The 23,678-nt window shown below is 52.7% G+C and carries 19 protein-coding genes; 9 read left to right on the forward strand and 10 right to left on the reverse strand.

Going from position 1 to position 23,678, the window contains the following annotated elements; translation table 11 throughout:
* Window positions 1-39 precede the first annotated feature (39 nt).
* The 4 genes from BLR09_RS15335 to BLR09_RS15350 form a co-directional block, all read right to left on the reverse strand.
* Window positions 40-696 carry a DUF4159 domain-containing protein gene (locus BLR09_RS15335; protein ID WP_093203966.1) on the reverse strand — a complete coding sequence of 219 codons (657 nt, stop codon included), beginning with the start codon at window positions 694-696 and terminating at the stop codon, window positions 40-42.
* A complete protein-coding gene (locus BLR09_RS15340; RefSeq protein ID WP_093203968.1) occupies window positions 693-1,415 on the reverse strand; it encodes a 16S rRNA (uracil(1498)-N(3))-methyltransferase in 723 nt (240 codons plus the stop codon). The genes BLR09_RS15335 and BLR09_RS15340 overlap by 4 nt, the downstream gene beginning before the upstream one ends.
* A 2-nt stretch (window positions 1,416-1,417) precedes the next feature.
* Window positions 1,418-1,978, reverse strand: a complete 561-nt coding sequence (locus BLR09_RS15345; RefSeq protein WP_093203970.1) for a hypothetical protein — start codon at window positions 1,976-1,978, stop codon at window positions 1,418-1,420.
* Between the two features lie 77 nt (window positions 1,979-2,055).
* Window positions 2,056-4,263: a glutamine synthetase III family protein gene (locus BLR09_RS15350; protein WP_093203972.1), complete on the reverse strand. Its 2,208-nt coding sequence runs from the start codon at window positions 4,261-4,263 to the stop codon at window positions 2,056-2,058.
* Window positions 4,264-4,752: 489 nt separating this feature from the next.
* Here BLR09_RS15350 and BLR09_RS15355 point away from each other — a divergent pair, with 489 nt between their 5' ends.
* Together BLR09_RS15355 and mtaB are read left to right on the forward strand one after the other, a co-directional pair.
* Complete coding sequence (locus BLR09_RS15355) at window positions 4,753-5,775, forward strand: glutamine synthetase beta-grasp domain-containing protein (RefSeq protein ID WP_093203975.1); 1,023 nt, start codon at window positions 4,753-4,755, stop codon at window positions 5,773-5,775.
* Window positions 5,776-5,992: 217 nt separating this feature from the next.
* Entirely contained in the window at window positions 5,993-7,312 is a 1,320-nt protein-coding gene (mtaB, locus tag BLR09_RS15360; RefSeq protein WP_093203977.1) for a tRNA (N(6)-L-threonylcarbamoyladenosine(37)-C(2))-methylthiotransferase MtaB, read from the forward strand.
* Window positions 7,313-7,705: 393 nt separating this feature from the next.
* On the opposite strand, the gene BLR09_RS15365 is transcribed toward mtaB, so the two are convergent.
* The 3 genes from BLR09_RS15365 to BLR09_RS15375 all read right to left on the reverse strand — a co-directional run bounded on the left by BLR09_RS15365 (window position 7,706) and on the right by BLR09_RS15375 (window position 11,133).
* Complete coding sequence (locus BLR09_RS15365) at window positions 7,706-9,046, reverse strand: ammonium transporter (protein ID WP_093203980.1); 1,341 nt, start codon at window positions 9,044-9,046, stop codon at window positions 7,706-7,708.
* A gap of 70 nt (window positions 9,047-9,116) precedes the next feature.
* Window positions 9,117-10,388: a porin gene (locus BLR09_RS15370; RefSeq protein WP_093203982.1), complete on the reverse strand. Its 1,272-nt coding sequence runs from the start codon at window positions 10,386-10,388 to the stop codon at window positions 9,117-9,119.
* Between the two features lie 397 nt (window positions 10,389-10,785).
* Window positions 10,786-11,133: a 4Fe-4S binding protein gene (locus BLR09_RS15375; RefSeq protein ID WP_093203985.1), complete on the reverse strand. Its 348-nt coding sequence runs from the start codon at window positions 11,131-11,133 to the stop codon at window positions 10,786-10,788.
* 126 nt (window positions 11,134-11,259) lie between these two features.
* Here BLR09_RS15375 and BLR09_RS15380 point away from each other — a divergent pair, with 126 nt between their 5' ends.
* The gene (locus tag BLR09_RS15380) at window positions 11,260-12,261 is read left to right on the forward strand and encodes an acyl-CoA reductase (RefSeq protein WP_093203987.1); all 1,002 of its coding nucleotides are present in this window, start codon (window positions 11,260-11,262) and stop codon (window positions 12,259-12,261) included.
* 176 nt (window positions 12,262-12,437) lie between these two features.
* Here BLR09_RS15380 and BLR09_RS15385 read toward each other — a convergent pair whose 3' ends face one another.
* Both BLR09_RS15385 and BLR09_RS15390 read right to left on the reverse strand, forming a co-directional pair.
* Window positions 12,438-15,011: a DUF5686 and carboxypeptidase regulatory-like domain-containing protein gene (locus BLR09_RS15385; protein ID WP_176785567.1), complete on the reverse strand. Its 2,574-nt coding sequence runs from the start codon at window positions 15,009-15,011 to the stop codon at window positions 12,438-12,440.
* Between the two features lie 90 nt (window positions 15,012-15,101).
* The gene (locus tag BLR09_RS15390) at window positions 15,102-15,914 is read right to left on the reverse strand and encodes an alpha/beta hydrolase (protein WP_093203992.1); all 813 of its coding nucleotides are present in this window, start codon (window positions 15,912-15,914) and stop codon (window positions 15,102-15,104) included.
* 221 nt (window positions 15,915-16,135) lie between these two features.
* Between BLR09_RS15390 and BLR09_RS15395 the strand changes: the two genes are divergently transcribed.
* The 5 genes from BLR09_RS15395 to BLR09_RS15415 all read left to right on the forward strand — a co-directional run bounded on the left by BLR09_RS15395 (window position 16,136) and on the right by BLR09_RS15415 (window position 21,199).
* Window positions 16,136-16,840, forward strand: coding sequence for an esterase family protein (locus BLR09_RS15395; RefSeq protein WP_093203994.1), 705 nt, complete (start codon window positions 16,136-16,138; stop codon window positions 16,838-16,840).
* A gap of 30 nt (window positions 16,841-16,870) precedes the next feature.
* Window positions 16,871-17,953 (forward strand): ATP-grasp domain-containing protein, encoded by a 1,083-nt coding sequence (locus BLR09_RS15400; RefSeq protein ID WP_093203996.1) that lies wholly within the window; start codon window positions 16,871-16,873, stop codon window positions 17,951-17,953.
* A gap of 28 nt (window positions 17,954-17,981) precedes the next feature.
* Window positions 17,982-19,085: a carboxylate-amine ligase gene (locus BLR09_RS15405; RefSeq protein WP_093203999.1), complete on the forward strand. Its 1,104-nt coding sequence runs from the start codon at window positions 17,982-17,984 to the stop codon at window positions 19,083-19,085.
* Window positions 19,086-19,208: 123 nt separating this feature from the next.
* Entirely contained in the window at window positions 19,209-20,015 is an 807-nt protein-coding gene (locus tag BLR09_RS15410) for a type 1 glutamine amidotransferase (RefSeq protein WP_093204001.1), read from the forward strand.
* On the forward strand, window positions 20,012-21,199 hold the full coding sequence (locus tag BLR09_RS15415) for a hypothetical protein (RefSeq protein ID WP_093204004.1): 1,188 nt from the start codon (window positions 20,012-20,014) through the stop codon (window positions 21,197-21,199). Before BLR09_RS15410 ends, BLR09_RS15415 begins: the two co-directional genes overlap by 4 nt.
* Here BLR09_RS15415 and BLR09_RS15420 read toward each other — a convergent pair.
* Window positions 21,196-22,065, reverse strand: coding sequence for a hypothetical protein (locus tag BLR09_RS15420; protein WP_093204008.1), 870 nt, complete (start codon window positions 22,063-22,065; stop codon window positions 21,196-21,198). The two genes, BLR09_RS15415 and BLR09_RS15420, sit on opposite strands and share 4 nt — an antisense overlap.
* A 110-nt stretch (window positions 22,066-22,175) precedes the next feature.
* Between BLR09_RS15420 and BLR09_RS15425 the strand changes: the two genes are divergently transcribed.
* A complete protein-coding gene (locus BLR09_RS15425) occupies window positions 22,176-23,375 on the forward strand; it encodes an aspartate aminotransferase family protein (RefSeq protein WP_093204010.1) in 1,200 nt (399 codons plus the stop codon).
* The last annotated feature ends 303 nt before the right edge of the window (window positions 23,376-23,678 follow it).

Below are 23,678 nucleotides of genomic sequence, written 5' to 3' on the forward strand. Positions count from 1 at the left end.
AATTTTGGGGAATGATCCATTCATCCCCGGATTTTCTTTTCAAAGCGATGTCATCGCATAATAGACCAGATTAGCGCCCATTTTCAGCGCCTGCTGGCGCACCGGCTCCGGGTCGTTATAGACCGCCTGGTCTTCCCAGCCGTTTCCCAGATCACATTCATAACTGAAGAAGCAGACGAGTCGCCCCTGCCAGATCAGTCCGAATCCCTGCGGCGCCTTGCCGTCGTGCTCATGCACTTTCGGAAGACCATTTGGAAACGGGTATTTCACTTTGTAAACCGGATGATCAAAAGGTAACTCCACGAAGTTCAGTTCCGGAAAAACCTTTTTCATCTCCCTCCGAACGAATTGATCGAGGCCGTAATTGTCGTCAATATGCAAAAAACCGCCTGCAAGCAGGTATTTCCGGATATTGAGCGCCTCTGCTTCGGTAAAAACGACGTTACCGTGTCCGGTCATGTGTACGAACGGGTAGTTGAACAGTTCAGGGCTACCCGGCTCGACAATATCCTCCTCCGGCGCCAGCGCCGTTTTCAGGTTCTGGTTGCAGAACTTGATGAGGTTGGGCAGCGAGGTTTTGTTGGCATACCAGTCTCCCCCGCCCCCATACTTGAGTTTGGCCAGTTTGACGGAAGACTGCGCTCCGGCGTTCCAGGCCATTAATCCGAGCAGGCACACAAACAATACGCGTCTCATTCGCCCTGGTTTAAGAGTTCGAGTGTGTGGACGGCCACCAGGCCGGCCGTCTCCGTCCGGAGCCGGCTGTTTCCGAGACTAACGGGCGCGAAGCCGTTTTCTTTTGCTTCGGCGATTTCTTCCGGCGTAAAATCGCCTTCCGGGCCGATCAGCACGACATAATTTTCGCCCGGTATCGCCTTCTGCTGCAACAAGGTACGGTCATCTTCTTCCAGGTGCGCCACAAACCGGCTCTCACCCGCTTCCCGCTCTTCCAGAAACCGTTCCCAGGGAACGAGGTCCGTTACTACCGGCAAGCGGCGTTTAAGGGACTGTTTCATGGCCGAGACTGAGATCTTTTCCAGGCGTTCCGGATGAATGGACTTGCCCTTCCAGTAGCGCTCATCGGTACGGCGGGTACGGATGAACGTCACCTGATCCACACCGATTTCCACGCACTTTTCCAGCATCCACTCGATCCTGTCCAGGTCTTTCGTCGGCGCGATAGCCAGGTGAATCCGATGCCGGCGTACATCCGGTTCCGGAATAGATTCCCGGATTTCGATGGTACAGCGCCGGGCGTCGGCTACCCGGATAACGGCCCGGAACAGCCCCCCTTTTCCGTCGACGATGTCGAGGGTATCCCCGACGCCCAGCCGCAGCACCTTTACGGCATGCCGGGATTCTTCTTCGGACAAAAAAGGCTGTTCCAGTATATCAGGCTTGTAAAACAAGGCCATTCCTACTCTTCCTCCAGGCTTTTGAAGGAATAAAGCGTCGGATCCAGGGAAAGTGTTCCGGCGTTGTAATCGCGGACAAACTGTTCGATGACGTCTTCCGTCACCGCATCCTTATTGAGGCAGATATCCAGTTCCACGACATTGGGATCCGATACCTCGGTTTCAATGTGTTCGGTCACCTTGATTTCTTCATTCTCCTCGATCTCTTCGATGATTTCCGTAATCAGCAACTCTACTTCCTCGTCCATTTCCTCGTTCGGCTGGTAGGTCTCATCCCGCTGATCCAGTGGCACGTACAGGGGGTGTTCCTTCGTCGCCCGGCGTTCGGCTTCTTCGTAGACAAGGCTGCTGTGGTGTAGCCGGAGGGTATAGACTACGGCATCGAATACCGTTTCTTTTCCTTCGTGCTGACCAACGAATTGAAAATGGGCAAACTCATCTCCGGTCGGTTCATCGAGTTCGGGGTCTTCCGTGTAGACAAACGATTTACCGCCCTGCCGGATATCGTCCTTCAATTTCTGGATATCGGGAGCTGAGGAGCCGGAATTTTCTACGGATGGCATAAAAAGAATAATTGGTTTGATTCCCAAAGTACGAAAAAAAAGCCCGCAAAATGCGGGCTCTTTCGGGGAAAAATAACCTAGCGAAGCATCAGGAGCTCCCGGTACTTCACAAGCGGCCACTCGTCGTCATCCACGATGAGCTCGAGTTTATCCACGTAGTAACGGATCTCATCGAAGTAGTCTTTGACCTTCGATCCGTACAGGCGGGCCTGCTCGTCGTTTTGCTGGATGGCATTGGCATGTTTGCGCGCTTCCGTCATTTCGTCTACCAGGATCTGAATCTTGGCCGTGTACTCGGCAATCTTCTTGATGGTTTCGACCGTCGGCGCATAGTATTTCTCGTCGATTCCGATGTCTTTCTGCCCTTTGACGTTTTCTACCAGTTGAGACTGATACTTCAGGGCCGTCGAGACAATGTGGTTGATGGCGAGGTCGCCGATCACCCGGGATTCGATCTGAATCTTCTTGATGTAGTTTTCAAGTTCGATCTCGTAGCGGGCATGCAGCTCCTTCTCGGTAAAGATGCCGTGACGCTCGAACAGTTCAGCTACTTCCTTGCGGGTATATACTTCCAGCGCAGCCGGAGCCGAGCGGATATTGGACAGGCCGCGGCGTTCTGCTTCGTCGACCCATTCATCGGAATAACCGTTTCCTTCAAACAAGATGCGCTTCGATGCAGCGATGTACTTCTTGAGTACTTCGACGATCGCGAGCTCTTTCTTCAGGTCGGTATCAAGGAGAGCGTCGACGTCCTTGCGGAACTGGATCAGCTGGTCCGCTACGATCGTGTTCAGGATCGTCATGGCAGAGGCTGAGTTGGCCGAAGAGCCTACCGCGCGGAATTCGAATTTGTTACCGGTGAAGGCAAAGGGAGACGTCCGGTTACGGTCCGTGTTGTCGAGCAGCAGGGACGGTACCTTGTTGATACCCAGCTTCAGGTATACGTTGTCACCTTTTTCGAGTTTGAACTCGGTCATCGCCGGAAGGTTCTCGATGGTCTCGATGACGCGCGTCATTTCCGAACCGAGGAACACCGACATGATGGCCGGGGGAGCTTCGTTTGCGCCGAGGCGGTGTTCATTACCGGCAGTAGCGATCGCTGCACGGAGCAGGTCAGCATTGTCGTGCACGGCTTTCACCACGCAGACGAGGAAGGTCACAAAGCGGAGGCTTTCCTTCGGCTTGGTACTGGGGCCAAGGATATTGATGCCGTTATCGGTAGCAAGCGACCAGTTATTGTGCTTTCCGGAGCCGTTGATACCCGCGAAAGGCTTCTCGTGGAAGAGAACCTTGAAGCGGTGACGGGCGGCCACTTTCTGCATGAGGTCCATGAGCAGGGCGTTGTGGTCGCACGCGAGGTTTACTTCTTCGAACGTCGGAGCTACCTCAAACTGTGCGGGAGCTACTTCATTATGGCGCGTACGCACGGGGATACCCAGGCGATGAGCTTCCATTTCATACTCAACCATAAAGGCATTCACGCGCGGGGGAATCGAGCCGAAGTAGTGATCTTCCAGCTGCTGACCCTTCGCGGGTGCATGACCGAATACGGTCCGGCCGGCCATAAGCAGGTCGGGACGGGCGTTCATCAGCGCTTCGTCGATCAGGAAGTACTCCTGCTCGGCGCCGAGGGTCGGGATAGTCTTTTCAACGTTCCGGTCGAAATACTCGCTCATCACCTTCGTTGCGGCGCGGTCGATGAGCTCGATGGATTTCAGCAGGGGCGTTTTGTAGTCCAGTGCTTCGCCGGTATAGGCGACGAACACGCTCGGGATACACAGCGTAGAAGTACCGGCGCCGTTCTCCATAATAAAGGCAGGGGACGACGAATCCCAGGCGGTATAACCGCGGGCTTCAAACGTACTCCGGATGCCACCGTTGGGGAACGAGCTGGCGTCCGGCTCCTGCTGCACGAGCGCAGAGCCCTTGAACTTTTCAATCGCCTTTCCGGAGCCGGGTACGATGTCGAAGAAGGCATCGTGCTTTTCAGCGGTGGTACCGGTCAGCGGCTGGAACCAGTGCGTATAGTGCGTCGCTCCTTTGGACACCGCCCAGGACTTCATGGCAGCGGCTACTTCGTCTGCCGTTTCCCGGTCGATCTTATGCCCTTCCTTGATCGATTTGCTGATCTTGTTGAAGGTATCCGGGCTCAGCAAAGAGCGCATAGCCTCTTCGTTGAAGGTCAGACTGCCGTAGTACTCGGTCACTTTTTCCGAGGGGGTCTTAACGGGGGTCAATTGGCGCGATTGTGCCAATTCCAATGCTTTAAAGCGTGCTAAAGCCATACTCTGGGATTGATTCTGTTTCTGAACTCGCTAAAATAGGCCTAAAATTGAACTTCCCGTCTTTTGCAGCGGGGTGTTGCCATACAAATCTGCAAAAAAATCCTCCGTCCCCGGGATGCTTCTTGGTAAAATACAATTCCGGATACCCTTGTCCTTCTCGATTCCGGTTTATGCCCTCTGAAGCAAAACAAAGTGTCCATTTCAGGACATTCTTCAAAAAAAGAGCTTCTAATTGTTAAAATCAGTTGAAATTTTCTCCAAAATCTTCCGAAAACGTCAAATTATCTCAAAATCAAGTATTTCCGGCGATTTCCATCTAAATAACTTTTCAACAATCATATAATTAATTGGATATTTTCAATATTTCAAAATTTATTCACGTTAAAAATGACATTTCGCCAAATAATTATTTGGATAATTGACCAAAACCGAACTAGATTTGAATCGTCAATCGAACGAATCGTTTCATTTCTCATTTATAACAAAACCATGGCAAAAGCTAAATTGGAGTATATCTGGCTCGACGGCTACAAGCCCATGCAAAGCCTCCGCAGCAAGACGAAAATCGTAAGTGATTTTTCGGGCAAACTGGAAGACCTCGAAATGTGGTCTTTTGATGGTAGTTCTACTGAGCAAGCTCCGGGCCGCTCTTCCGATTGTTTGCTTAAGCCGGTATTTGTGTGCAAGGACCCTGCCCGTCTCGGCGGCAATGGTTGGTTGGTGATGTGCGAAGTTCTGAACGCAAACGGCACCGCCCACGAATCAAACGGTCGTGCAACGATCGATGATGACGATAACGATTTCTGGTTTGGTTTCGAGCAGGAATACTTCCTCTGGGATCCGGCCAACAACAAGCCGGTAGGCTTCCCGGTAGGCGGATATCCCGGTCCTCAGGGTCCCTACTACTGCTCAGTAGGCGCTGGCAAGGCCGTAGGCCGCGACATCGTGGAAGAGCACCTCGAGCTCTGCCTCCAGGCCGGCCTCAACGTAGAAGGTATCAACGCCGAAGTAGCGATGGGTCAGTGGGAATTTCAGGTATTTGCCAAAGGCGCCAAGCAGGCCGGCGATGAAACCTGGATCGCACGTTACCTCCTCGAGCGCATCGGCGAGAAATACAACGTATCCATCAACTGGCACTGCAAGCCCCTCGGAACGCTCGACTGGAACGGTTCAGGTATGCACGCCAACTTCTCCAATACGATTCTCCGTACCTCCGGCAGCAAGGAAGCTTACGAGAAAATCCTCGAAGCATTCCGCCCGGTAGTGAAAGAGCACGTAGCGGTATACGGTCCGGACAACCACCTGCGCCTGACCGGCAAGCACGAAACAGCTGCTATCAACAAGTTCTCCTGGGGTATCTCCGACCGTGGCTCTTCCATCCGCGTTCCCATCGCCACGGTAGAACGCGGCTGGAAAGGATGGCTCGAAGATCGTCGCCCGAACTCCGCTGCAGATCCCTACAAGGTTGCCGCACGGATCATCAAGACCGTTAAGAGCGCTGAAGAAGTATAATCTTCTTTCCCCCTTATGCCTGGCCCCCGCGTTTTCGGGGGCTTTTTTTATGGGTATGCGGAACGAAATGGGTAGTTTTGCAGCTTGTAACTGCCGGGCCGTAGGCCATAAGCCTTAAGCTGTAAGCCTGCCTTCATTCCGAAGCGTCTCAGCATATAGCTTAAAGCTTATAACCTAAAGCAGGGCCAGCATCCAGACCCGGTTGAATTCCTGATTCATGAAAAAAGTAGCTTTCTACACACTTGGCTGTAAACTCAATTTTTCCGAGACTTCTACTATTTCGAGGAGTTTCGAGGAGAAGGGGTATCAGCGTGTCGAGTTCAACCAGGACCCGGATATCTTCATCATCAATACCTGTTCGGTGACGGAAAATGCGGATAAGAAATGCCGCAAGATTGTCCGTGAAGCACAGCGGATTAACCCGGATGGCTACGTCGCCATTATCGGCTGTTATGCCCAGTTGAAGCCACAGGAAATCGCCGGTATTGACGGTGTAGACGCAGTACTGGGTGCAGCAGAGAAATTCCGACTGACGGAGCTGCTGGACGGCTTTGTCAAGGAACCCTCCGGCAATGCCCGCGTCTATAATTCCAGCATTGAAGAAGTACTTGATTACCACGCCAGCTACAGCCTGAACGACCGTACCCGTACCTTCCTCAAGGTTCAGGATGGTTGCGACTACCCCTGCTCCTACTGCACCATACCCCTGGCGCGCGGAAGCAGCCGCAGCGATACGATCGGTAATGTGATTAAAGCGGCGCAGGACATCGCGGCCCGCGACGTACGTGAAATCGTCCTGACGGGCGTGAACATCGGTGACTTCGGCATACAGAACGGGATCCGCAACGAACGCTTTGCCGACCTGGTAAAGGCGCTGGACGAAGTGGAAGGTATCGACCGCTTCCGGATTTCCTCCATTGAACCGAACCTGCTGACGGACGAGATCCTTGAATTCGTCACCGATTCGAAGCGGTTTGTTCCCCACTTTCACGTACCGCTGCAATCGGGCAGCAACAAGGTACTCGGCCTGATGAAGCGCCGCTACCGCCGGGAGTTGTACAAGGACCGGGTTGAAAAGATCAAAGCACTCATGCCGGATGCCTGTATCGGCGTAGACGTAATTGTCGGCCACCCGGGGGAAACGCAGGAGCTGTTCCTCGAAACCTATGCATTTCTCCAGGAGCTGCCCGTTTCTTATCTCCATGTATTCACCTACTCGGAGCGGGCCAATACCAATGCCCTTGAAATCAAGCCGGTAGTTCCGGCTTCCCAACGCGCAGAGCGATCCAAAATGCTCCATATTCTTTCTGAAAAGAAGAAACGGGCGTTTTACGAAAGTCAGCTCGGGCGTGTTTCCAGGGTATTGTTTGAAGAAGAAATCGAAGACGGGTACATGCAGGGCTGGACAGAAAACTACGTCCGCGTCATGGCCAAATACGATCCCCTGCTCATCAACGAAATCAAGACCGTCCAGCTCAGTAGTATTGCGGAAAATGGCCTGGTAGAAGTAACGGAGCCGGAGATGGTTTTGGGATGAGCTATAAGCCGTAGGCTTTAAGCTATAGGCAAAAGCGGGAAGGCGGTGAAGGGTTTGAAGGGGTGTTTGTGAAAAATTTTTGCCTATAAGTACTTCCGCATCTGCCGGTTATTGACAATACATTGATATAGCAAAGGCAGCATCTTCTGACGCTGCCTTTGCTATATCGCTTCAACGACAATACACCTTCTCAAAAGATTGTTGCCGCCTGCCCGGCTTCACCCGAATGGACACTCCCTCCCACTGACAGACCCCTCTCTCACCCGCCTAAAGCTTAAAGCCTAACGCGTACAGCCGCCCCACCCAACAAGAAGAAGCCAGCCCTGCAATGCGGGGCTGGCTTCATTTCTATGCAACAAAACCACCGGCAAACCGGTGGATTTGCCTGGAGGCTTATGCCTCGATGAGATATTCGTCGTGTTGGCTGACATCGAGACCTACGCGCTCGTCTTCATCCGTTACGCGCAGCGGCAGGATCTTGTCCGTCAGCCACAGCAGTGCGTAAGAAAGGGTGAAAGCGAAGGCAGAAACGAGTACCAGGGCGATCATGTGTGCCTTGAAGGTATCGAATGCGCCGTACGCGAGACCGTCGATAGCGACAGCGGAGTTAACCGTCTTCGTAGCGAAGATACCCGTCATGATCATACCAACCATACCGCCGATACCGTGGCAGGGGAATACGTCAAGCGTGTCATCCAGGGTACCCTTGGCCTTCAGGTGAGCGAAGTAGTTGGAAGTGATACCGGCAACGGTTCCGATGAAGAGAGAAACCGGGATCGTTACGAAACCGGCAGCCGGCGTAATGGCTACCAGACCGACTACTGCACCGATGCAGAAACCGAGTGAAGATACTTTCTTGCCTTTGGCAGCGTCGAAGAGTACCCAGGCCAGACCGGCAGCAGCAGCTGCGAAGTTGGTCGTAGCGAAGGCCGAAACCGCAAGCGGAGAAGCACCCACAGCCGAACCGGCATTGAAACCGAACCAGCCAAACCACAGCAGCGCCGTTCCGAGGAGAACGAAAGGAATGTTTGCCGGGGGAAGGAAGTTGGCTTCCAGGTGAGACTTACGGCGCTTCAGGTACAGCGCACCGGCGAGTGCAGCCCAACCGGCAGACATGTGTACAACAGTACCACCGGCGAAATCGAGCACGCCCAGCTTGAAGAGGAAACCTTCCGGGTGCCAGGTCATGTGTGCCAGCGGGCTGTAAACGAACATGCTGAACAGGATCATGAACAGGACGTAGCTCTTGAAGTTGATACGCTCAGCCATGGAGCCCGTTACGAGGGCCGGAGTAATGACCGCAAACTTCAGCTGGAACAGCGCGAAAAGTGCCAGGGGAATCGTCGGAGCGAGTGACCAGGGCTTTCCGTCGAGTACTCCCTGCCACATGAAGAACGTAGCGGGGTTACCGACAAAGCCGAAATCACCGATTTTGATTGAGTCTCCGAAGGCGAGGCTGAAGCCACACACCACCCAGACCACAGAGATCACGCCCATTCCGACGAAGCTCTGGAACATGGTAGAGATGACGTTTTTCGCGTTGACCATACCGCCGTAGAAATACGCCAGACCGGGCGTCATGAGGAGGACAAACGCGGAGGCTACGATCATCCAGGCCATGTCGCCGGAATTGAGGCCTTCGGTGTTGATCGACGTCGGCAGATTGGGAACGAACGCTCCCAGAACGCTGACTGCGATCAGAATGATTAAGGGGATATACGATGGTTTTTGCATAGAACTGAAAAATTAGGATTTGGTGTAGAACAAGGAAATCAGGAGATGTTTTGGTTAAGGGTATTCGGAATCAGAACTTGACGATTGCAATGAGTCCGAGCGTCGACTGGCTGCTCTTGGTAAACTTGCCGTCGCTGTCTTCAAACTTCTGCGTAGAACCGGAGACCTTCGGATAGCTGTCGAGGCGGAATTCCGGCTTGAGAAGCAGGTGGCCGTCAGCCAGCGTGAAGTTTCCGGTAATCGTCAGGGAGTTGACCGAGGTACCCAGCCCGTCTCCGTTCCGCACCGCCCGGTCGCCTTTCTTGTTGTCAAAGTATTCGTAACGTACGCCCAGGCCAAACACCGGCGTAAAGGCATAGTTGCTGTAGATAGCGGCTCCGCCCCATTTCGGCGTCGGGCTTACGCCAGACGTTTTGTTGGTACCGTAAGCAGCATTCAGACCCATGTAGAATTTCTCGGTGATCTGATACGTCGTGGTGAGGTCAAACAGGGAGTAGAAGTTTCCGCTCGGGGTTTTGCCGACAGCCGATACTTCGTTGGAGCCGATCCAGTTGATGTAGACGTTCCAGTTTGTCGCCGGAGAGAAGAAGAACTGGGAGATGATCGCCTTCGCTTTGTTATTATCGTTCAGGGCGTCGATGTTGTTGACGACACCGGCCATGAGATACGCTTTGTCGCTGAAGGAGTACTGAGCTTTCGCTCCGATGTGGTAGAAAGGACCGTTATTGAACAGGTTTGAGAGTGAATAATTGTAGTTAACCGGGGCGTCGATGACTTCGTAACCGATGTGGGTACCAAACTGACCGGCGGTGATGGAGAATTTCGGCGAGAATTTGTACGTCAGGTACATCTGCTTGATCGCCAGAGCAGTGGAATTACCGCCGAGAGGCCCGATGGCGTTTCCGTAGTTACCGAGATCGGCGTTCGGTCCGAAGGTCAGGTCAGCAACGGCGTCGAGTTTGTCACTCGTGTAAGCCACCTTCGTCTGGATCAGGCCGAGCGAAAACTGACCTGACTTCTGGTCGAATGCCCGGGCGTTTCCGACTGTCGGCGTGCCGTCTGATAAGCCGGACGTACCGAGGTTGCTCCGCGAGGCCGGGTTGTTGAGGTTGGCCATGTAGTACGTATCCAGGTATCCGGAAAACGTAATCTTGCCTTTCTCGCCTTCTTCCTTCTTCTCCTTGCCTTCGTCCGTCTTTTCGTCGGATTTCTTGTCGTCGGAAGCCTGCGCCGTTACGGGCGCTTTTTTGGTTTTCGGTTTTTCTTTCGATTCTGGGGAAACTTCAGCAAACGCTGCTGTTACACAAAACAAAGAAAAGATGGATATTACGGCCTTTTTCATTATATAATTTTGTTTGTAAAATGGGAGTAAGGTGTCTTAGAACAGTTCAAATATTGAGGCAAAAAGAATTAAATGCAAGAATACAGGTTTAAAAATTCCCATTTTTCATATCAAAATATGAATTTTATTATTTTCTATCAATAAATTATACGTAAAATCATACTTTATTAAACTATTTATGATTTTCAAGATTATTCTGTTTTGAAGTTCATTTTCAAAATTTTTTAAAAAGTTACTTTCCGGCAGTTTCTTCCGAAAGTGCAATAAAAAAGGCCGGGAAAATCCTTCCCGGCCCGTGGCCTTACCCGGCGATTCCGGCTTCCATCTGCCGCGAACCTAAAAAAAGCCCCTTCCATTGCAGGAAGGGGCTTTTCAAACCGGGAGTGGTTGTTATCAGCTATTCGCCGTGAAGCCATTCCTTCTTGGCGGTAAGCGTATCTTCGTCTTCTTCGTTATCCGGATCAGGTACGCAGCAGTCTACGGGACAAACCGCCGCACACTGAGGCTCCTCGTGGAAACCGATACACTCCGTACATTTATCCGTAACAATATAATAGAATTCTTCCGAAAAGGGTGCCTGAGCCTCTTTCGCACTCACTACCGTTCCGTCCCCCAGTTCGACGTCCACCAACGAAGTGCCTCCTGCAAATGTCCACGACACGCCGCCTTCATAGATAGCGGTGTTCGGGCATTCCGGTTCGCAGGCGCCGCAGTTGATGCACTCATCGGTAATCATGATGGCCATTTCAGTCGCGTTTAGTAATTTCGTAGCCTATAAATCCAATCGGATAACAAATGTAACTAAATAAAGTTCGAGGCTCAAAAAAAACTGAATATTACGCCCGGACATATAATTAATCACAGTTAATTTATGCATATTTCCACAAGGATAGCTGCCTTTTCCCGGCTGGGTACCTGGCTCAATAGTGAAGACGGAAAAGAAGCGCGGGAAGAATGGGCGTCCATCGCCGCCAGCCGCAACGGGTGGTTCGTCCCGGAAAATGTCGAAGCCGGTCTCAGCGCTATCGCCGATGGTTTTCTTCAGCAGGAACAGCTTGATCAATGGGTTGCCTCCTACCCGGAACTACATCCTGAGACGCCGCAAAAAGTTGGGCTTGTCCTCGCCGGCAATATCCCTGCTGTCGGATTTCACGATATTCTCTCCGTCCTGATCGCCGGACATATCGCGGTTATCAAGCCTTCTTCCCAGGATGAAGTACTGATCCGTGCGCTGTTCGGCAAACTCGTTGAGCTCGAGCCGGGCTTCGCTCCGTTTATTGTTTTTCAGGAACGCATGAACGACGCCGACGCCATCATTGCGACCGGCTCCGATAATTCCGCCCGGTATTTCGAGTATTACTTTGCGAAAAAACCGCACGTTATCCGTAAAAACCGTACGTCGGTAGCCATTCTTGACGGGAACGAGACTCCGGAAGAGATCCTGGCGCTGGGCGAAGATATTACGACGTACTACGGTCTCGGCTGTAGAAACGTCTCGAAGATCTATGTACCGAATACATATGATTTTACGACGTTTTTCGAAGCCATCGCATCACTCGAGACAATTACGCATAACCACAAGTACGTCCATAACTACGATTACAACAAGTCTATTTTCCTCGTCAACCGGACGCCGTTTCTGGATAACGGCTTTCTGCTTCTGACGGAAAGCGAGGCGCTTGTCTCTCCGATCTCCGTCCTGTTTTACGAGCGCTATGCGGACAGGCAGGCGCTGGAAGCCGGTCTTTCCCACGACAAAATTCAATGCATCGCCGGAAAAGGCTTTGTCCCCTTCGGTGAAACCCAGTCCCCGAAACTGTGGGATTATGCCGACGGCGTGGATACGATGCAGTTTTTGGTGAATCTGGGTTGAGTTTTTGGCTGGTATAAGGCAATAGGCTTTAAGCGGTAGGCTTTAGGCAATAGGCTTTAAGCAGTAAGCCACCGACACCAGTAGATTGACTATCTGATAAGAAAAGGAGGGGCCGGCAGTACCAAGCTGCCGGCCCCTCCTTTTACTTCCTGTTTCAGCTACCCTCTGCCCCATGCCTACAACCCCATCCTCACCCGAAAACCCGTCTGATAATACGACCCGTTCTGGAAGCTGGTAACTACTTCGGCGCCGAGCAGCTTCATCAGACCGGAAAATCCATAGCCGATTTCGACGTGATGCACCTGCTGCGTGGTGACGTAATGCGCAAAGAGGTCTTCCTTGATGCCGTATAACCGTACCGGCAAAATCTGCGTCAGGAGAAATTTGCGGAACTGGTAGTTCGCATGCGCCTCGGCATATCGCCCGGCTGTACTATACCTGTAATAAGGCAACACACTGAAATGATCGGTTCCCGGCGGTTGAAAGAGCGTTTCGTTTCCGTCGAAATGCCGGTAATCCATGAACCAGGAAGGCTTTTGCGGGAAATATCCGCCACGTACGACATAGCTGAACGCATTCCGCAGCAATTTAAATTCATCCCTGACGCCCAGTTCTACACGCGTAAAGGTATTCCCGCCGGTATTTCCCCATTTGACTAAACCGGTGATAACAGGAGAATTATTCCCGAGAACAACTTTCCGGTCATTAAACACGGCTGATTTAGCCAGCGGCCGAAAGGTTACGACGCCTGTCAGCACCGTCGCCTGATGATTCGGGAAGGCAGTCTGGTTATTCAATTCCAGGCTTTCCGGGTCGTTTGACATAAACTCGTGGTCCTTCCGGTCTACCCAACCCGTGCGTTCGTGATTGACAAGGTGAAAACGCTTTTCCCGGTCGACAGTCAGCTGGGCCGACAACGTCGGAGACAGTCTGTGAAAAACCGTCGCCGAGACAAACTGTTTCTCGTAAAACTTCAGGTAGTTATTCTCCCGGAACAACGTATAAAAGGTATTGATGTTCTCCCGGATGGGGTTACTGGCATTAAACTGATAGACATTTCGGCCGGCGCTGGCGTCCAGTCGCCATTTTTCGGTATTAAAGCCCGCTGAAATACCACCGTTGAGCCGTTCCCGGGCAAAGGAATACCGCCCGAAAACCGACGCATTCCAGTTGACACTCCGGGATAGCCGCTGAACATAGGTCAGGCGGGATTTCACCACATACCCCTCCACCGCATTGAAAAACTCCATTTTGGTCAGGTCCATCACCGGAGATTCAAACACCAGCTGCCGCGGATACCATTCCATTTCCCGGCGTTTGCCATAATTATAGGTATGTCCCTCCAGCAGGTGTGCTACTTTGAATTTCGGCAGGTTGCGGATCGAATCCTTCCGGATCTTTACTTCGTTGGCTTTATACAAACTATCTGCCCGGCGGAAACCGGTGGTTTCCAGCTTCGTCAGTGGTACCTGCCGCTCGCCGTCCCAGAAAGCTTCGGGTCGTTTCCGCGCCAGGGTGTCGACCTGAAACGACCAGCTCCGGGTCACGGTTACGTCTTCCCCCTGCTTCTTTCGCTCCCGCCGGTCTTCCTTTTCCAGCTCTTTCACCATCTGGCGGAGTTGTTTACGGGTAGCCTGCTGCGGTGGAGCTGCATTTGGAAGGGCCTTCTGTTTCAGGCTACTGGCAATTTCCTTGTCTATTTTCTCGTCGACCACCTGTGGTACCCGGTGGTACCGCGGATCGATTTTGACGTTGTAATTCCGGACGGAGGTCACGTAGCGGGTTTCGCCTTTCGCACCGAAAAGGCTGATTTTGGCATTGGTTTCGAGCTGCACTGGCATCCAGATATTCTCAAACGGTGAGAAAAGCTGCCGGATGGAGTATTGCGTTCCGGCGTCGTCGCGGAAGGAAAACTCAAGGCTGTGAATACTCCAGGTATCTTCGATGAGGTTGATGGTACCGTCCAGAATGTCCAGACCGGGACTGCGGGGCATTACCCGTATCCGGTTGACCAGTACGCCCTTGTCATTGAAAAAGCCCAGGTATTCAAACTTGTAATAGCCAAAGGCCTTGGGAGAGAGCGGGGATACCAGATCGCCCAGCGAAGGATTGTAAAAACTCAACCGGGCAAAATTGATAAGGGGATTGCTTCCCGGCGGCAGGTTGGAACGAATCGAAACGACTTTTTCCTGCACGGTATTGGGTTGCCGGAACGAGAGGTCGTTAATGGATTCGAGAATGTACGTTGTTCCGACCTGCAGGTTTTCCTTTTTCAGGGCATTTTCCAGCAGACCGGGGATCTTGTCAATGCGGAAAGTACCTTTCACATACGTGCGCGCCGTCCACGATTCGGTCTCCAGCAGGTGAAACCGGGCGGTCGCGATGGCCTTACGCATGATTGTGTACGCAGGATCTTCCTTGGTTCTGCCGACGCGGACCTCCGCCAGCTTCACGGCGATTTCTTCCAGGCGAACGTCCACCACTTCGAATCCCGACCCTACTTCCACTTTTCGTGAAAGGGTCTGGTGATTCAGGTATTGAAACTGGATTTCATAGGTACCGGGCGCGAGTGAAATCTCGTAGCCGCCCTCGCCGTTGGCCATGGTTCCGATCCGGGTACCTTTGACTTGTATCGCGGCATACGGCAGAACTTCGCCGTTGCCGCCCCGAACGGTTCCCTTCACACCCTGAGCGAATGCGGCGGAGATTCCTGCCCAAAAAAGGAGGAGAAAGAAGGCAGTATTTTTCACAGAACAGACTTTTTCCGGATGAATGCGCAAATACCCGGCGAAGTTGCACGATGCCTGCCGAAAATAAAACAAGCGGTCCGAAACCGGGGATCAGCGGCAGACCCACCGGAGAAAATCGGGAAAAACTGCGCCCCAGGTTTCCGGATTATGCTGACCGCCCGATACCTCCAGGTAGGTATAGTCTGCATCCTGCCGGTATCCCTTGGTTTGCAGCTCGCGCATGAGGTCGAGGGTATCGTCGATGGCATCGATGATACCGTTTTGGTTGCGGTCTTCCTGCTCGTCGTCTGTTCCGGCCTGAAACCAGAAACGAAGCGCCGGTTTGGCAGTGGTATTCCGGACCCGGACGTGCATAATCCGGTCGTTTTCGTCGTCATAACCCTCATCATACGCCCGGCTGCGCCACCAGAGCGATCCGGAAAAGATGCCTACTCCGGCGAAGGTGGTGTCGTGCTGCCAGCAGATATCCAGCGCCGAAAGCCCGCCGAGCGAGAACCCGGCGAAATAGCGCTTCTGCCCGTTAACTCTGTATGAATGTTCGAGATGCGGAATTAACTCATCGATAATGAATTGCGTATAGGCGGAAGCGAGATTACCGCGACCTTTATAGTCGGGTAATCCGGCCGTGCCGTACTCCGACAGCCGCCGCTCGTTTGCATGCACACCTACTACTACCAGCGGCGGAATTTCACCGTGGCGCATCAGCGATTCCAGACGCGCTTTCAATTGAAGACGTTCGAAATCCTGCCCGTCGTTCACCAGCAGCAGCGGATACTGCTGCGCGGACTGATCATATCCGGGAGGCAGTAAAACGGTGAGAATTACCTGCCGCTGCAAAGGCCGGGAGGCCAGGGAACCCGTTCGGGACTGAATGAAAGCGCTGTTCACGGTTCGGTGTTGCATGAATAAAAGATGCCAATCTAGTAGAAAAACCTCAGACCGGACTGGTAAAAGAAAGTAAGTTACAAAAACTGTTGAAAGTTCCCAAGCCTATGCCCCCAAATAATATTTCATATGAAGGGATACTATCCCCCGAAAAATTAATTTTCTGACAAAAAACGCCGTGCATTATTTGGAGGAAATCAAAATCTCCTTAAACTTCGGAAAAAGAAACACTTCATCGGGTGAAAGAACAGTATACTAAGTACTACTCACACCGGCTCGGCCGGGACATTGAATTGCTCGTCTACGGACATTGGGGGTATCCTGTTCTGGTTTTCCCGACGACTATGGGTCGGTACTACGAAGCGAAGGATTTCGGACTGGTGCAATCGGCCCGCCGGCTGGTTGACGAAGGCCGGATCAAGCTTTATTGTGTTGACTCAATCGACCGGGATTCATGGTATGCCAAACACCTCCATCCTTCCCTGCGCATCCTGAATGCCATTCAGTATGATCGTTTCCTGAACGAAGAACTTGTCCCCTGGATTCAGCAGGAGTGCAATGTCGGAAAGGTAGCGGCGGCAGGTTGCAGTTTCGGCGGCTTTCAGGCGGCCAATTTTGCCTTCAAGCATGCCGACAAAGTCTCGCATTTGTTTACAATGGGCGCTGCGTTTGATATCCGGGATTTTATGAGCGGGTATTACGACGAAAATGTCTATTTCAACAATCCGCCAGACTACCTGCCCAATGCCAACGATCCGAATCTCTGGCAAATGAAAATCATACTTGGCAGCTGTCTTGCGGATTTCTGTAAACCGGAAACCGAGCGCCTGTCAGCTATCCTGACAGCCAAGCAGATCCCGCACTGGCTGGATATCCGATGGCACGGCACGCACGACTGGCCTATCTGGAAAGAAATGTTTCCGGAATACCTTTCTCAAATCTGACCTTACTTCATTACTTCAATAGCGTTAACCATGAAAAAAATCGGTATCCTCCACGGCATGGAAAACACCTTTCCGGCCGCCTTTGTCGAACGTGTCAACCAGCTCGCGCCGGACGGTATTGTAGCCGAACCGGTCAGTCTCGCGAAAGTGGTTCAGGGAGAACCTTCCGATTATGCCGTTGTCATTGACCGTATTTCCCAGGACGTCCCGTTTTACAGGGCGTGGCTCAAAAACGCCGCGCTGACGGGTACGGCTGTCATCAATAACCCCTTCTGGTGGAGCGCCGACGAGAAGTTTTTCAATAACTGCCTTGCCACGAAGGTGGGCGTACCGGTTCCGAATACGGTGCTTCTTCCGTCAAAAGAACGCCCCGACGATACCCGCGAAACGTCTTTCCGTAACCTGGCGATGATGCCGTGGGATGAGATTTTTGAATACATCGGTTTTCCCGCCTTCATGAAACCCCATTCGGGCGGCGGCTGGAAAAACGTATACAAAGTCGACAATGCCGACGAGCTCTTCCAGGCCTACAACGAAACCGGGCAGTTAGTCATGTTGCTGCAGGAGGCGATCGACTTTGAGTCCTATTACCGTTGCTACTGCATCGGCGGCGAGCATGTCCGGATTATGCCGTATGAGCCCCGTAACCCGCATCACCTGCGTTACGAAGCGAATTTTCCCCATAATCCGGAGTTGCTGAAGACGATGGAAGACTACGTTCTCCGCCTCAATAAAGCCCTCGGTTATGACTTCAATACTGTTGAATTCGCCGTGCGTAACGGCGTGCCCATCGCGATCGATTTCTGCAATCCGGCGCCCGATGCTGATATTCATTCGGTAGGAAAAGAGAACTTTGAATGGGTAGTCGATACCGCTGCGCTCTTCGCCATTGAAAAGGCAAAAAACCACGTGGAAGGCAAAATGAACCTGACTTGGGGGCAGTTTACCCGCGTCGGAGCGATGAACCTTCCGCTGGAAAACCTGAGCGTTGGTACGGTCGTCTCTAAAAAAGAAGTGGCAGAACCCGTCAAAAAAGCGGCGCCCGCGAAGAAAGCAGCGGCGCCTAAAGCCGAAGCAGCACCGAAAAAGCCGGCCGGAAAAGCGAAAAAGTAAGTCCCCGTTTCATCTAACCTGAAGAGCCATGCCGGTATTTACGCTCGGTATTGAAGAGGAGTTCCAGACCATTGATCCGGACTCGCGAGAACTGCGTTCGCACATGAGCAAGATTGTGGACGGAGGAAAGATCATTCTGCAGGAACGCGTGAAAGCGGAAATGCACCAGGCTGTTGTAGAAGTCGGGACCAATATCTGCACCAATATTCACGAAGCCCGGGAGGAAGTAACCTTTCTGCGCCGGGAAATCATGGAGCTGGCCGACAAGCAGAACCTCCGCATCGCGGCGGCAGGTACCCATCCCTTTTCGGACTGGGTCGATCAGCTCATTACACCGAACCCGCGGTACGACCAGCTGATCAGCGAAATGCGGGATGTAGCCCGCTCCAACCTGATTTTCGGGCTGCATGTTCACGTGGGTATTCCCAGCCGGAACGAAGGCCTCCAGATCATGAACGCGGTCCGGTACTTCCTGCCGCATATCTATGCGCTCAGCACCAACTCGCCGTTCTGGTGCGGGCGGGATACGGGTTTCAAAAGCTACCGTTCCAAAGTATTCGACAAATTTCCGCGGACGGGTATTCCCGAATACTTCAACTCCGCCAATGAGTACGACGAGTACGTCAACCTCCTCATCAAAACCAATTGCATCGACGACGGGAAGAAAATCTGGTGGGACATCCGGCTTCACCCCCATTTCGATACCGTTGAGTTCCGCATCTGCGACATTCCGATGCGGGTGGATGAGACGATTTGCCTCGCCGCGCTCATGCAGGCGCTGGTCGTCAAGATCTACAAGCTGATGAAACAGAATCTCAACTTCCGGATGTACCGAAAGGCCCTCATCAGCGAAAACAAATGGCGGGCGGCCCGGTACGGTATCTCCGGAAAACTGATCGATTTCGGGCGTCAGGAGGAAGTTTCCTATACCACGCTGGCGCAGGAACTGCTGGACTTTATCGACGATGTTGTCGACGAACTCGGCAGCCGGAAAGAGGTGGAATACATCAATACAATTTTGCGCATGGGTACCGGAGCCGACCGTCAGCTGGCCGTCTGGGAACAAACCCGTGACATGAAAAAAGTAGTCGATTTCATCGTTCAGGAAACCAGCCACGGAATACGTTCATAGCCCTGCCTTTGACGGGAAAGTACCTCCCGACCGGATTACCCCGGCCGATTGTGTATCTTTGCCGCCTGTTTTCAGTACAACGAGAATCCGTCCGCTGTCGGGACACAGCTGACGCCGCACCCAATGAAGCAACTTAAATTAGCCGTTCTGGACATGTACGACGGCGTTCCCAACGAGGGAATGCGTTGTATCCGCCAGCTTATTCAGGAGTTTTCGGACGAAATCGGAGGTTGTGAAGTCGCAACGTTCGACGTCCGGGGCAAACAGGAAATACCCGCTGCGGAAGACTATGATATCTTTCTGTCGACCGGCGGCCCCGGCGACCCGCTGGATACGGGAACCTGGGGAACTGCCTATTTCGCTTTGATCGACCGTATTTTCGAAATCAACGACTCGGGTCAGGGCCGGAAGTTTCTCTTCCTGATCTGCCATTCGTTTCAAATGGTCAGCCACCACCTCGGCATTGGCCGGGTGACGCGCCGGCGATCTACCAGCTTCGGCACCTTTCCGATTCACAAAACGGCAAACGGTTATGACGAGCCGTATTTTGACCTCCTCCCCGATCCGTTCTGGGCGGTAGATTCCCGTGATTTTCAGATCATCAGCGCCGACCTCGAACAAATCGACGCCATCGGCGCGAAGGTACTCTGCCGCGAAAAGATCCGCCCGCATGTACCGCTGGAGCGGGCTGTGATGGCCGTTCGGTTTTCCCGGGAAGTATTCGGCACGCAGTTTCACCCCGAAGCCGACGCCGTCGGGATGCTCCACTATTTTCAGCAGCCTGAAAAGCAAAAGCAGATCATCCACGAACACGGGTATGAGAAGTACCAGCAGATGCTGAATACCCTCAACGACCCGGATAAGATTCTCCTCACCGAATCTGTCATTATTCCGACCTTCCTCCGGGACGCTTATCAGAAACTCTCATGATCGATTCCATTCGTCAGGCATACAATCAGTCCTTTTCAGAGGCCGTTTATGTGGATTTTCTGCAGAAAATCCGGGAAGACTGGCCCGGACAGCTCGACTTCCGGGTAGCGGAGTCGCCGGTATTCATTCCGGCAGCGCTACGGGAAAAACTGATAACAGCCGGCGAATCGTTTATCGATACCATCACAGCCTCCGATTTCCGCATGAAAACGGAGGCTGCCATTCCGGACGGCCAGCGGGTACCCGGCGAAAACGGCCATACCAGCTTTCTGGCTATTGATTTTGCCGTCTGTCGCGACGAAGCCGGGGATTTGACTCCGCAACTGATTGAACTTCAGGGATTTCCTTCTGTATTTGCTTTTCAGGGATATCTGTCTGCACTGTTTGCCGAACGGTATCCGGCCATACCGGAGTCATTGCGGTGGCATTTTGCAGCGGATGATTACGCAGCTGAACTGAAGAAGGTACTGCTTGGGGATGAAGCTCCGGAACACTGTATTCTGCTCGAAATATTCCCCGAAAAACAGAAAACCCGAATCGACTTTGCGGTAACGGAAGCGCTGACAGGTATTCGTCCGGTTTGCTATACACAAATTCAAAAGGAAGGCCGTAACCTGTTTTATGACCGGGACGGCATTCGGACGCCGATCCGCCGGATTTATAACCGGCTGATTTTTGATGACTTGCAAAGCTATCCGGGGCTGCAAACCGACTTTCAGCTGACCGACGATATTGACGTTACCTGGGTAGGTCATCCCAATTGGTTTTTCCGGATTTCGAAGTACATCCTGCCGTTGCTGAAGTCCCCCTACGTACCCGACACGCGGTATCTGTCTGATTTCGGAGGAAAATTCCCGGAAGACCTGGACAACTATGTGCTGAAGCCCCTCTTCAGCTTCGCAGGTATGGGCGTAGACCTGCATCCCACGGCGGAGAGCCTCGCGGCGATCACCGATCCGCGACATTATATCCTTCAGAAAAAAGTACAGTATGAGCCTGTGATTCAGGCGCCTGACGGCGGCGTAAAATGCGAAATCCGCCTGCTGTATACCTGGCCGGAAGGAGACGCCCGTCCGAAACTACTGACGAGCCTCAGCCGACTGAGCCGTGGTGAAATGATCGGAGTCCGGTACAACAAGGATTTTTCCTGGGTGGGCGCTTCGGCGTGTTTTTTCGAGGTTTAGCGCCTTCCGAGCTTCAGCATAAAGCCGAAGTACGGCAGCACAAAAATACCGGAGTTTGTATTTTCAGGGCTGCCTGTCAATACCATCAGTCCCCCGTCAAAGCCTGCCTTCCGCCCGTTCATCCGGGCCGCCAGCGCCAGTATACCCATTGCACTTCCCGCCCGCGACACCAGTATCTGGTTTTGCATCAGGAGGGAAGTGCCTCTTGAGATCTTTGTGACTCCGCCCAGGACGATGAGACGGCTGACCTTGATATTGTAGTTTCTGTCGAAAACGACGCCGCCGCCCAGCGTCAGGTTGTTTTCGGATGTGCCGACCGTCACTAGCACCTGCGGTAGTAAAAGGATTCCCTTTGCCCTGCGGCCGCTGTAGGCACTGCCGTCGACGGCTACCCGTATCAGCTTTGTATCTACAACGGTCCACTTGGCATGAAGGGCGAAAACTGACCGAGGATCGTAAGAAGTAAAGGAGCCGGCAACGCTGAAGTGCTTTGTCAATCCGTAGCCAACACGGGAGACGAGTATCTCGTTGTTGGAATACTCGATGCTGTGTTTGGCCATCGGAAATGCCGTCGGATAAAAGATAAGCCGGTGTGGAAATACGTTGGGATACTGTTCGAGCCGTATGTCTGTTCGCTCGCTCCTCAGAATATCGGATGGACTGATTTCCAGTTCCATACCTTCCTCTGTCAAAATGCGGCAAACTTTTTCATCCTGATAAAGAATCCTGCCCCGTAATTTTACCCCTGTTTTCAATACCAGTCTGAACGTCGGTCCGGTAGAATCGGGTTTGGCATAGTAAACGGGATCCTGTGCATATACCGATAAAGACGCGGTAAACAGGAGAAAAAGCAGCAGGTATTTCATGGGCAGGACAGGTTGTTGCCAAAAGGTAACCTGTTTTCCATTCCCGATATTCCCTTTCACAAAAATTAACACTACTTCCTGCGAGCAAGGCCGGAAGTAGTCAGTAAGCCATGCAGCAGCGACAGCTATTCCTGAGTCACCTGGCTCAGACGTCTGATTTTCCCTTATGTATTGAAGTAGAAAAAGCCGAAGGCGTCTGGCTGTACGGACCTGACGGACAGGCTTATATGGATCTGATTGCCGGCATAGGCGTCTCCAACGTCGGGCACCGGCACCCGAAGGTAGTCGCTGCCATACACGCTCAGGTAGACCGTTACCTCCATACGATGGTATACGGTGAATACGTGCAGTCGCCGCAAGTACTACTCGCCGAAGCCCTCGTCGGAACCCTGGCGGCCTGGCGAACACCGTCCGGGCATGCGATTGACAACGTGTACCTCACCAATTCCGGCGCTGAAGCCGTGGAAGGGGCGATGAAACTCGCCAAGCGGTATACCGGGCGGACCGAAATCCTCTCCTGCTTCAACGCCTATCACGGGTCTACCCAGGGAGCGCTGAGCCTGGCTGGCGCGGAGTTTTTCAAGCGACCGTTCCGCCCCCTGCTGCCGGATATCGGGCATCTGCGGCACGGTCAGCCGGATGATCTCGGCCGTATTACGAACAAAACCGCCGCTGTCATTATTGAAGTAATAGCAGGAGAAGCCGGCGTTCGTGTACCCGCTCAAGCGTACCTGCAAGCCCTGCGCGAGCGCTGTACAGAAACCGGCACATTATTGATTTTCGATGAAATACAGACCGGATTCGGTCGCACGGGTACATTCTGGGCCTTTGAAGACTATGGCGTTGTGCCGGACGTACTGCTGGCGGCCAAGGGAATGGGTGGCGGCATGCCGATCGGCGCGTTCATGGCACCGCAGGCACTGATGCAGGTATTCAAAAACAACCCGATTCTGGGGCATATTACGACGTTTGGCGGGCATCCGGTGAGCGCAGCTGCGTCCCTGGCGGCGCTCCAGGTCATCCGGGACGAGCGCCTCTGCGAAACTGTCGCTGCGAAAGCGGAGTTATTCCGCTCACTCCTCGTCCACCCTGCTATCCGGGAAATCCGCCACAAAGGTTTGATGATGGCCGTCGAGTTTTCGGACTTTGATACCCTGAAACGCATCATCGACCGGGGCATCGCCAACGGCGTTATCACCGACTGGTTCCTCTTCTGCGACAATTCCATGCGCATCGCCCCGCCCCTGACCATCACTGAGGAGGAAATCCGGGAAGCGTGTGGGGTGTTGGTGAGGGGGATGGAGGGGTAGGTTCGGTTTTCAGTTTTCAGTTTTCAGTTTTCAGTTTTCAGTTTTCAGTTTTCAGTTTTCAGTTTTCAGTTTTCAGTTTTCAGTTAGGGGAAGTCGAATCCAATATCCACCTACTCAGTGGTTTGTCTATTTTTTTGGCGGCCTACTTACTCATGCTGAACTGAAAACCGCAAACAGGCTAACTATTCCCCAATCAGTCAACTCCCCATCCGGCAGAACTGAAAACAGAAAACCGCCAACCGAAAACTGCAAAAACAGGAAAAAAAACAGCCCGCTGGCTTTTGGCCAGCGGGCTGTTTTTTT

The organism is Siphonobacter aquaeclarae (genome assembly GCF_900103285.1).
GTDB lineage: Bacteria > Bacteroidota > Bacteroidia > Cytophagales > Spirosomataceae > Siphonobacter > Siphonobacter aquaeclarae.

Excerpts from the sequence above, each read along its gene's own strand:
- BLR09_RS15335 (WP_093203966.1), bottom strand. The coding sequence starts at position 696 with ATGAGACGCGTATTGTTTGTGTGCCTGCTCGGATTAATGGCCTGGAAC.
- BLR09_RS15340 (WP_093203968.1), bottom strand. The coding sequence starts at position 1,415 with ATGGCCTTGTTTTACAAGCCTGATATACTGGAACAGCCTTTTTTGTCC.
- BLR09_RS15345 (WP_093203970.1), bottom strand. The coding sequence starts at position 1,978 with ATGCCATCCGTAGAAAATTCCGGCTCCTCAGCTCCCGATATCCAGAAA.
- BLR09_RS15350 (WP_093203972.1), bottom strand. The coding sequence starts at position 4,263 with ATGGCTTTAGCACGCTTTAAAGCATTGGAATTGGCACAATCGCGCCAA.
- BLR09_RS15355 (WP_093203975.1), top strand. The coding sequence starts at position 4,753 with ATGGCAAAAGCTAAATTGGAGTATATCTGGCTCGACGGCTACAAGCCC.
- mtaB (WP_093203977.1), top strand. The coding sequence starts at position 5,993 with ATGAAAAAAGTAGCTTTCTACACACTTGGCTGTAAACTCAATTTTTCC.
- BLR09_RS15365 (WP_093203980.1), bottom strand. The coding sequence starts at position 9,046 with ATGCAAAAACCATCGTATATCCCCTTAATCATTCTGATCGCAGTCAGC.
- BLR09_RS15370 (WP_093203982.1), bottom strand. The coding sequence starts at position 10,388 with ATGAAAAAGGCCGTAATATCCATCTTTTCTTTGTTTTGTGTAACAGCA.
- BLR09_RS15375 (WP_093203985.1), bottom strand. The coding sequence starts at position 11,133 with ATGGCCATCATGATTACCGATGAGTGCATCAACTGCGGCGCCTGCGAA.
- BLR09_RS15380 (WP_093203987.1), top strand. The coding sequence starts at position 11,260 with ATGCATATTTCCACAAGGATAGCTGCCTTTTCCCGGCTGGGTACCTGG.
- BLR09_RS15390 (WP_093203992.1), bottom strand. The coding sequence starts at position 15,914 with ATGCAACACCGAACCGTGAACAGCGCTTTCATTCAGTCCCGAACGGGT.
- BLR09_RS15400 (WP_093203996.1), top strand. The coding sequence starts at position 16,871 with ATGAAAAAAATCGGTATCCTCCACGGCATGGAAAACACCTTTCCGGCC.
- BLR09_RS15405 (WP_093203999.1), top strand. The coding sequence starts at position 17,982 with ATGCCGGTATTTACGCTCGGTATTGAAGAGGAGTTCCAGACCATTGAT.
- BLR09_RS15410 (WP_093204001.1), top strand. The coding sequence starts at position 19,209 with ATGAAGCAACTTAAATTAGCCGTTCTGGACATGTACGACGGCGTTCCC.
- BLR09_RS15415 (WP_093204004.1), top strand. The coding sequence starts at position 20,012 with ATGATCGATTCCATTCGTCAGGCATACAATCAGTCCTTTTCAGAGGCC.
- BLR09_RS15420 (WP_093204008.1), bottom strand. The coding sequence starts at position 22,065 with ATGAAATACCTGCTGCTTTTTCTCCTGTTTACCGCGTCTTTATCGGTA.
- BLR09_RS15425 (WP_093204010.1), top strand. The coding sequence starts at position 22,176 with ATGCAGCAGCGACAGCTATTCCTGAGTCACCTGGCTCAGACGTCTGAT.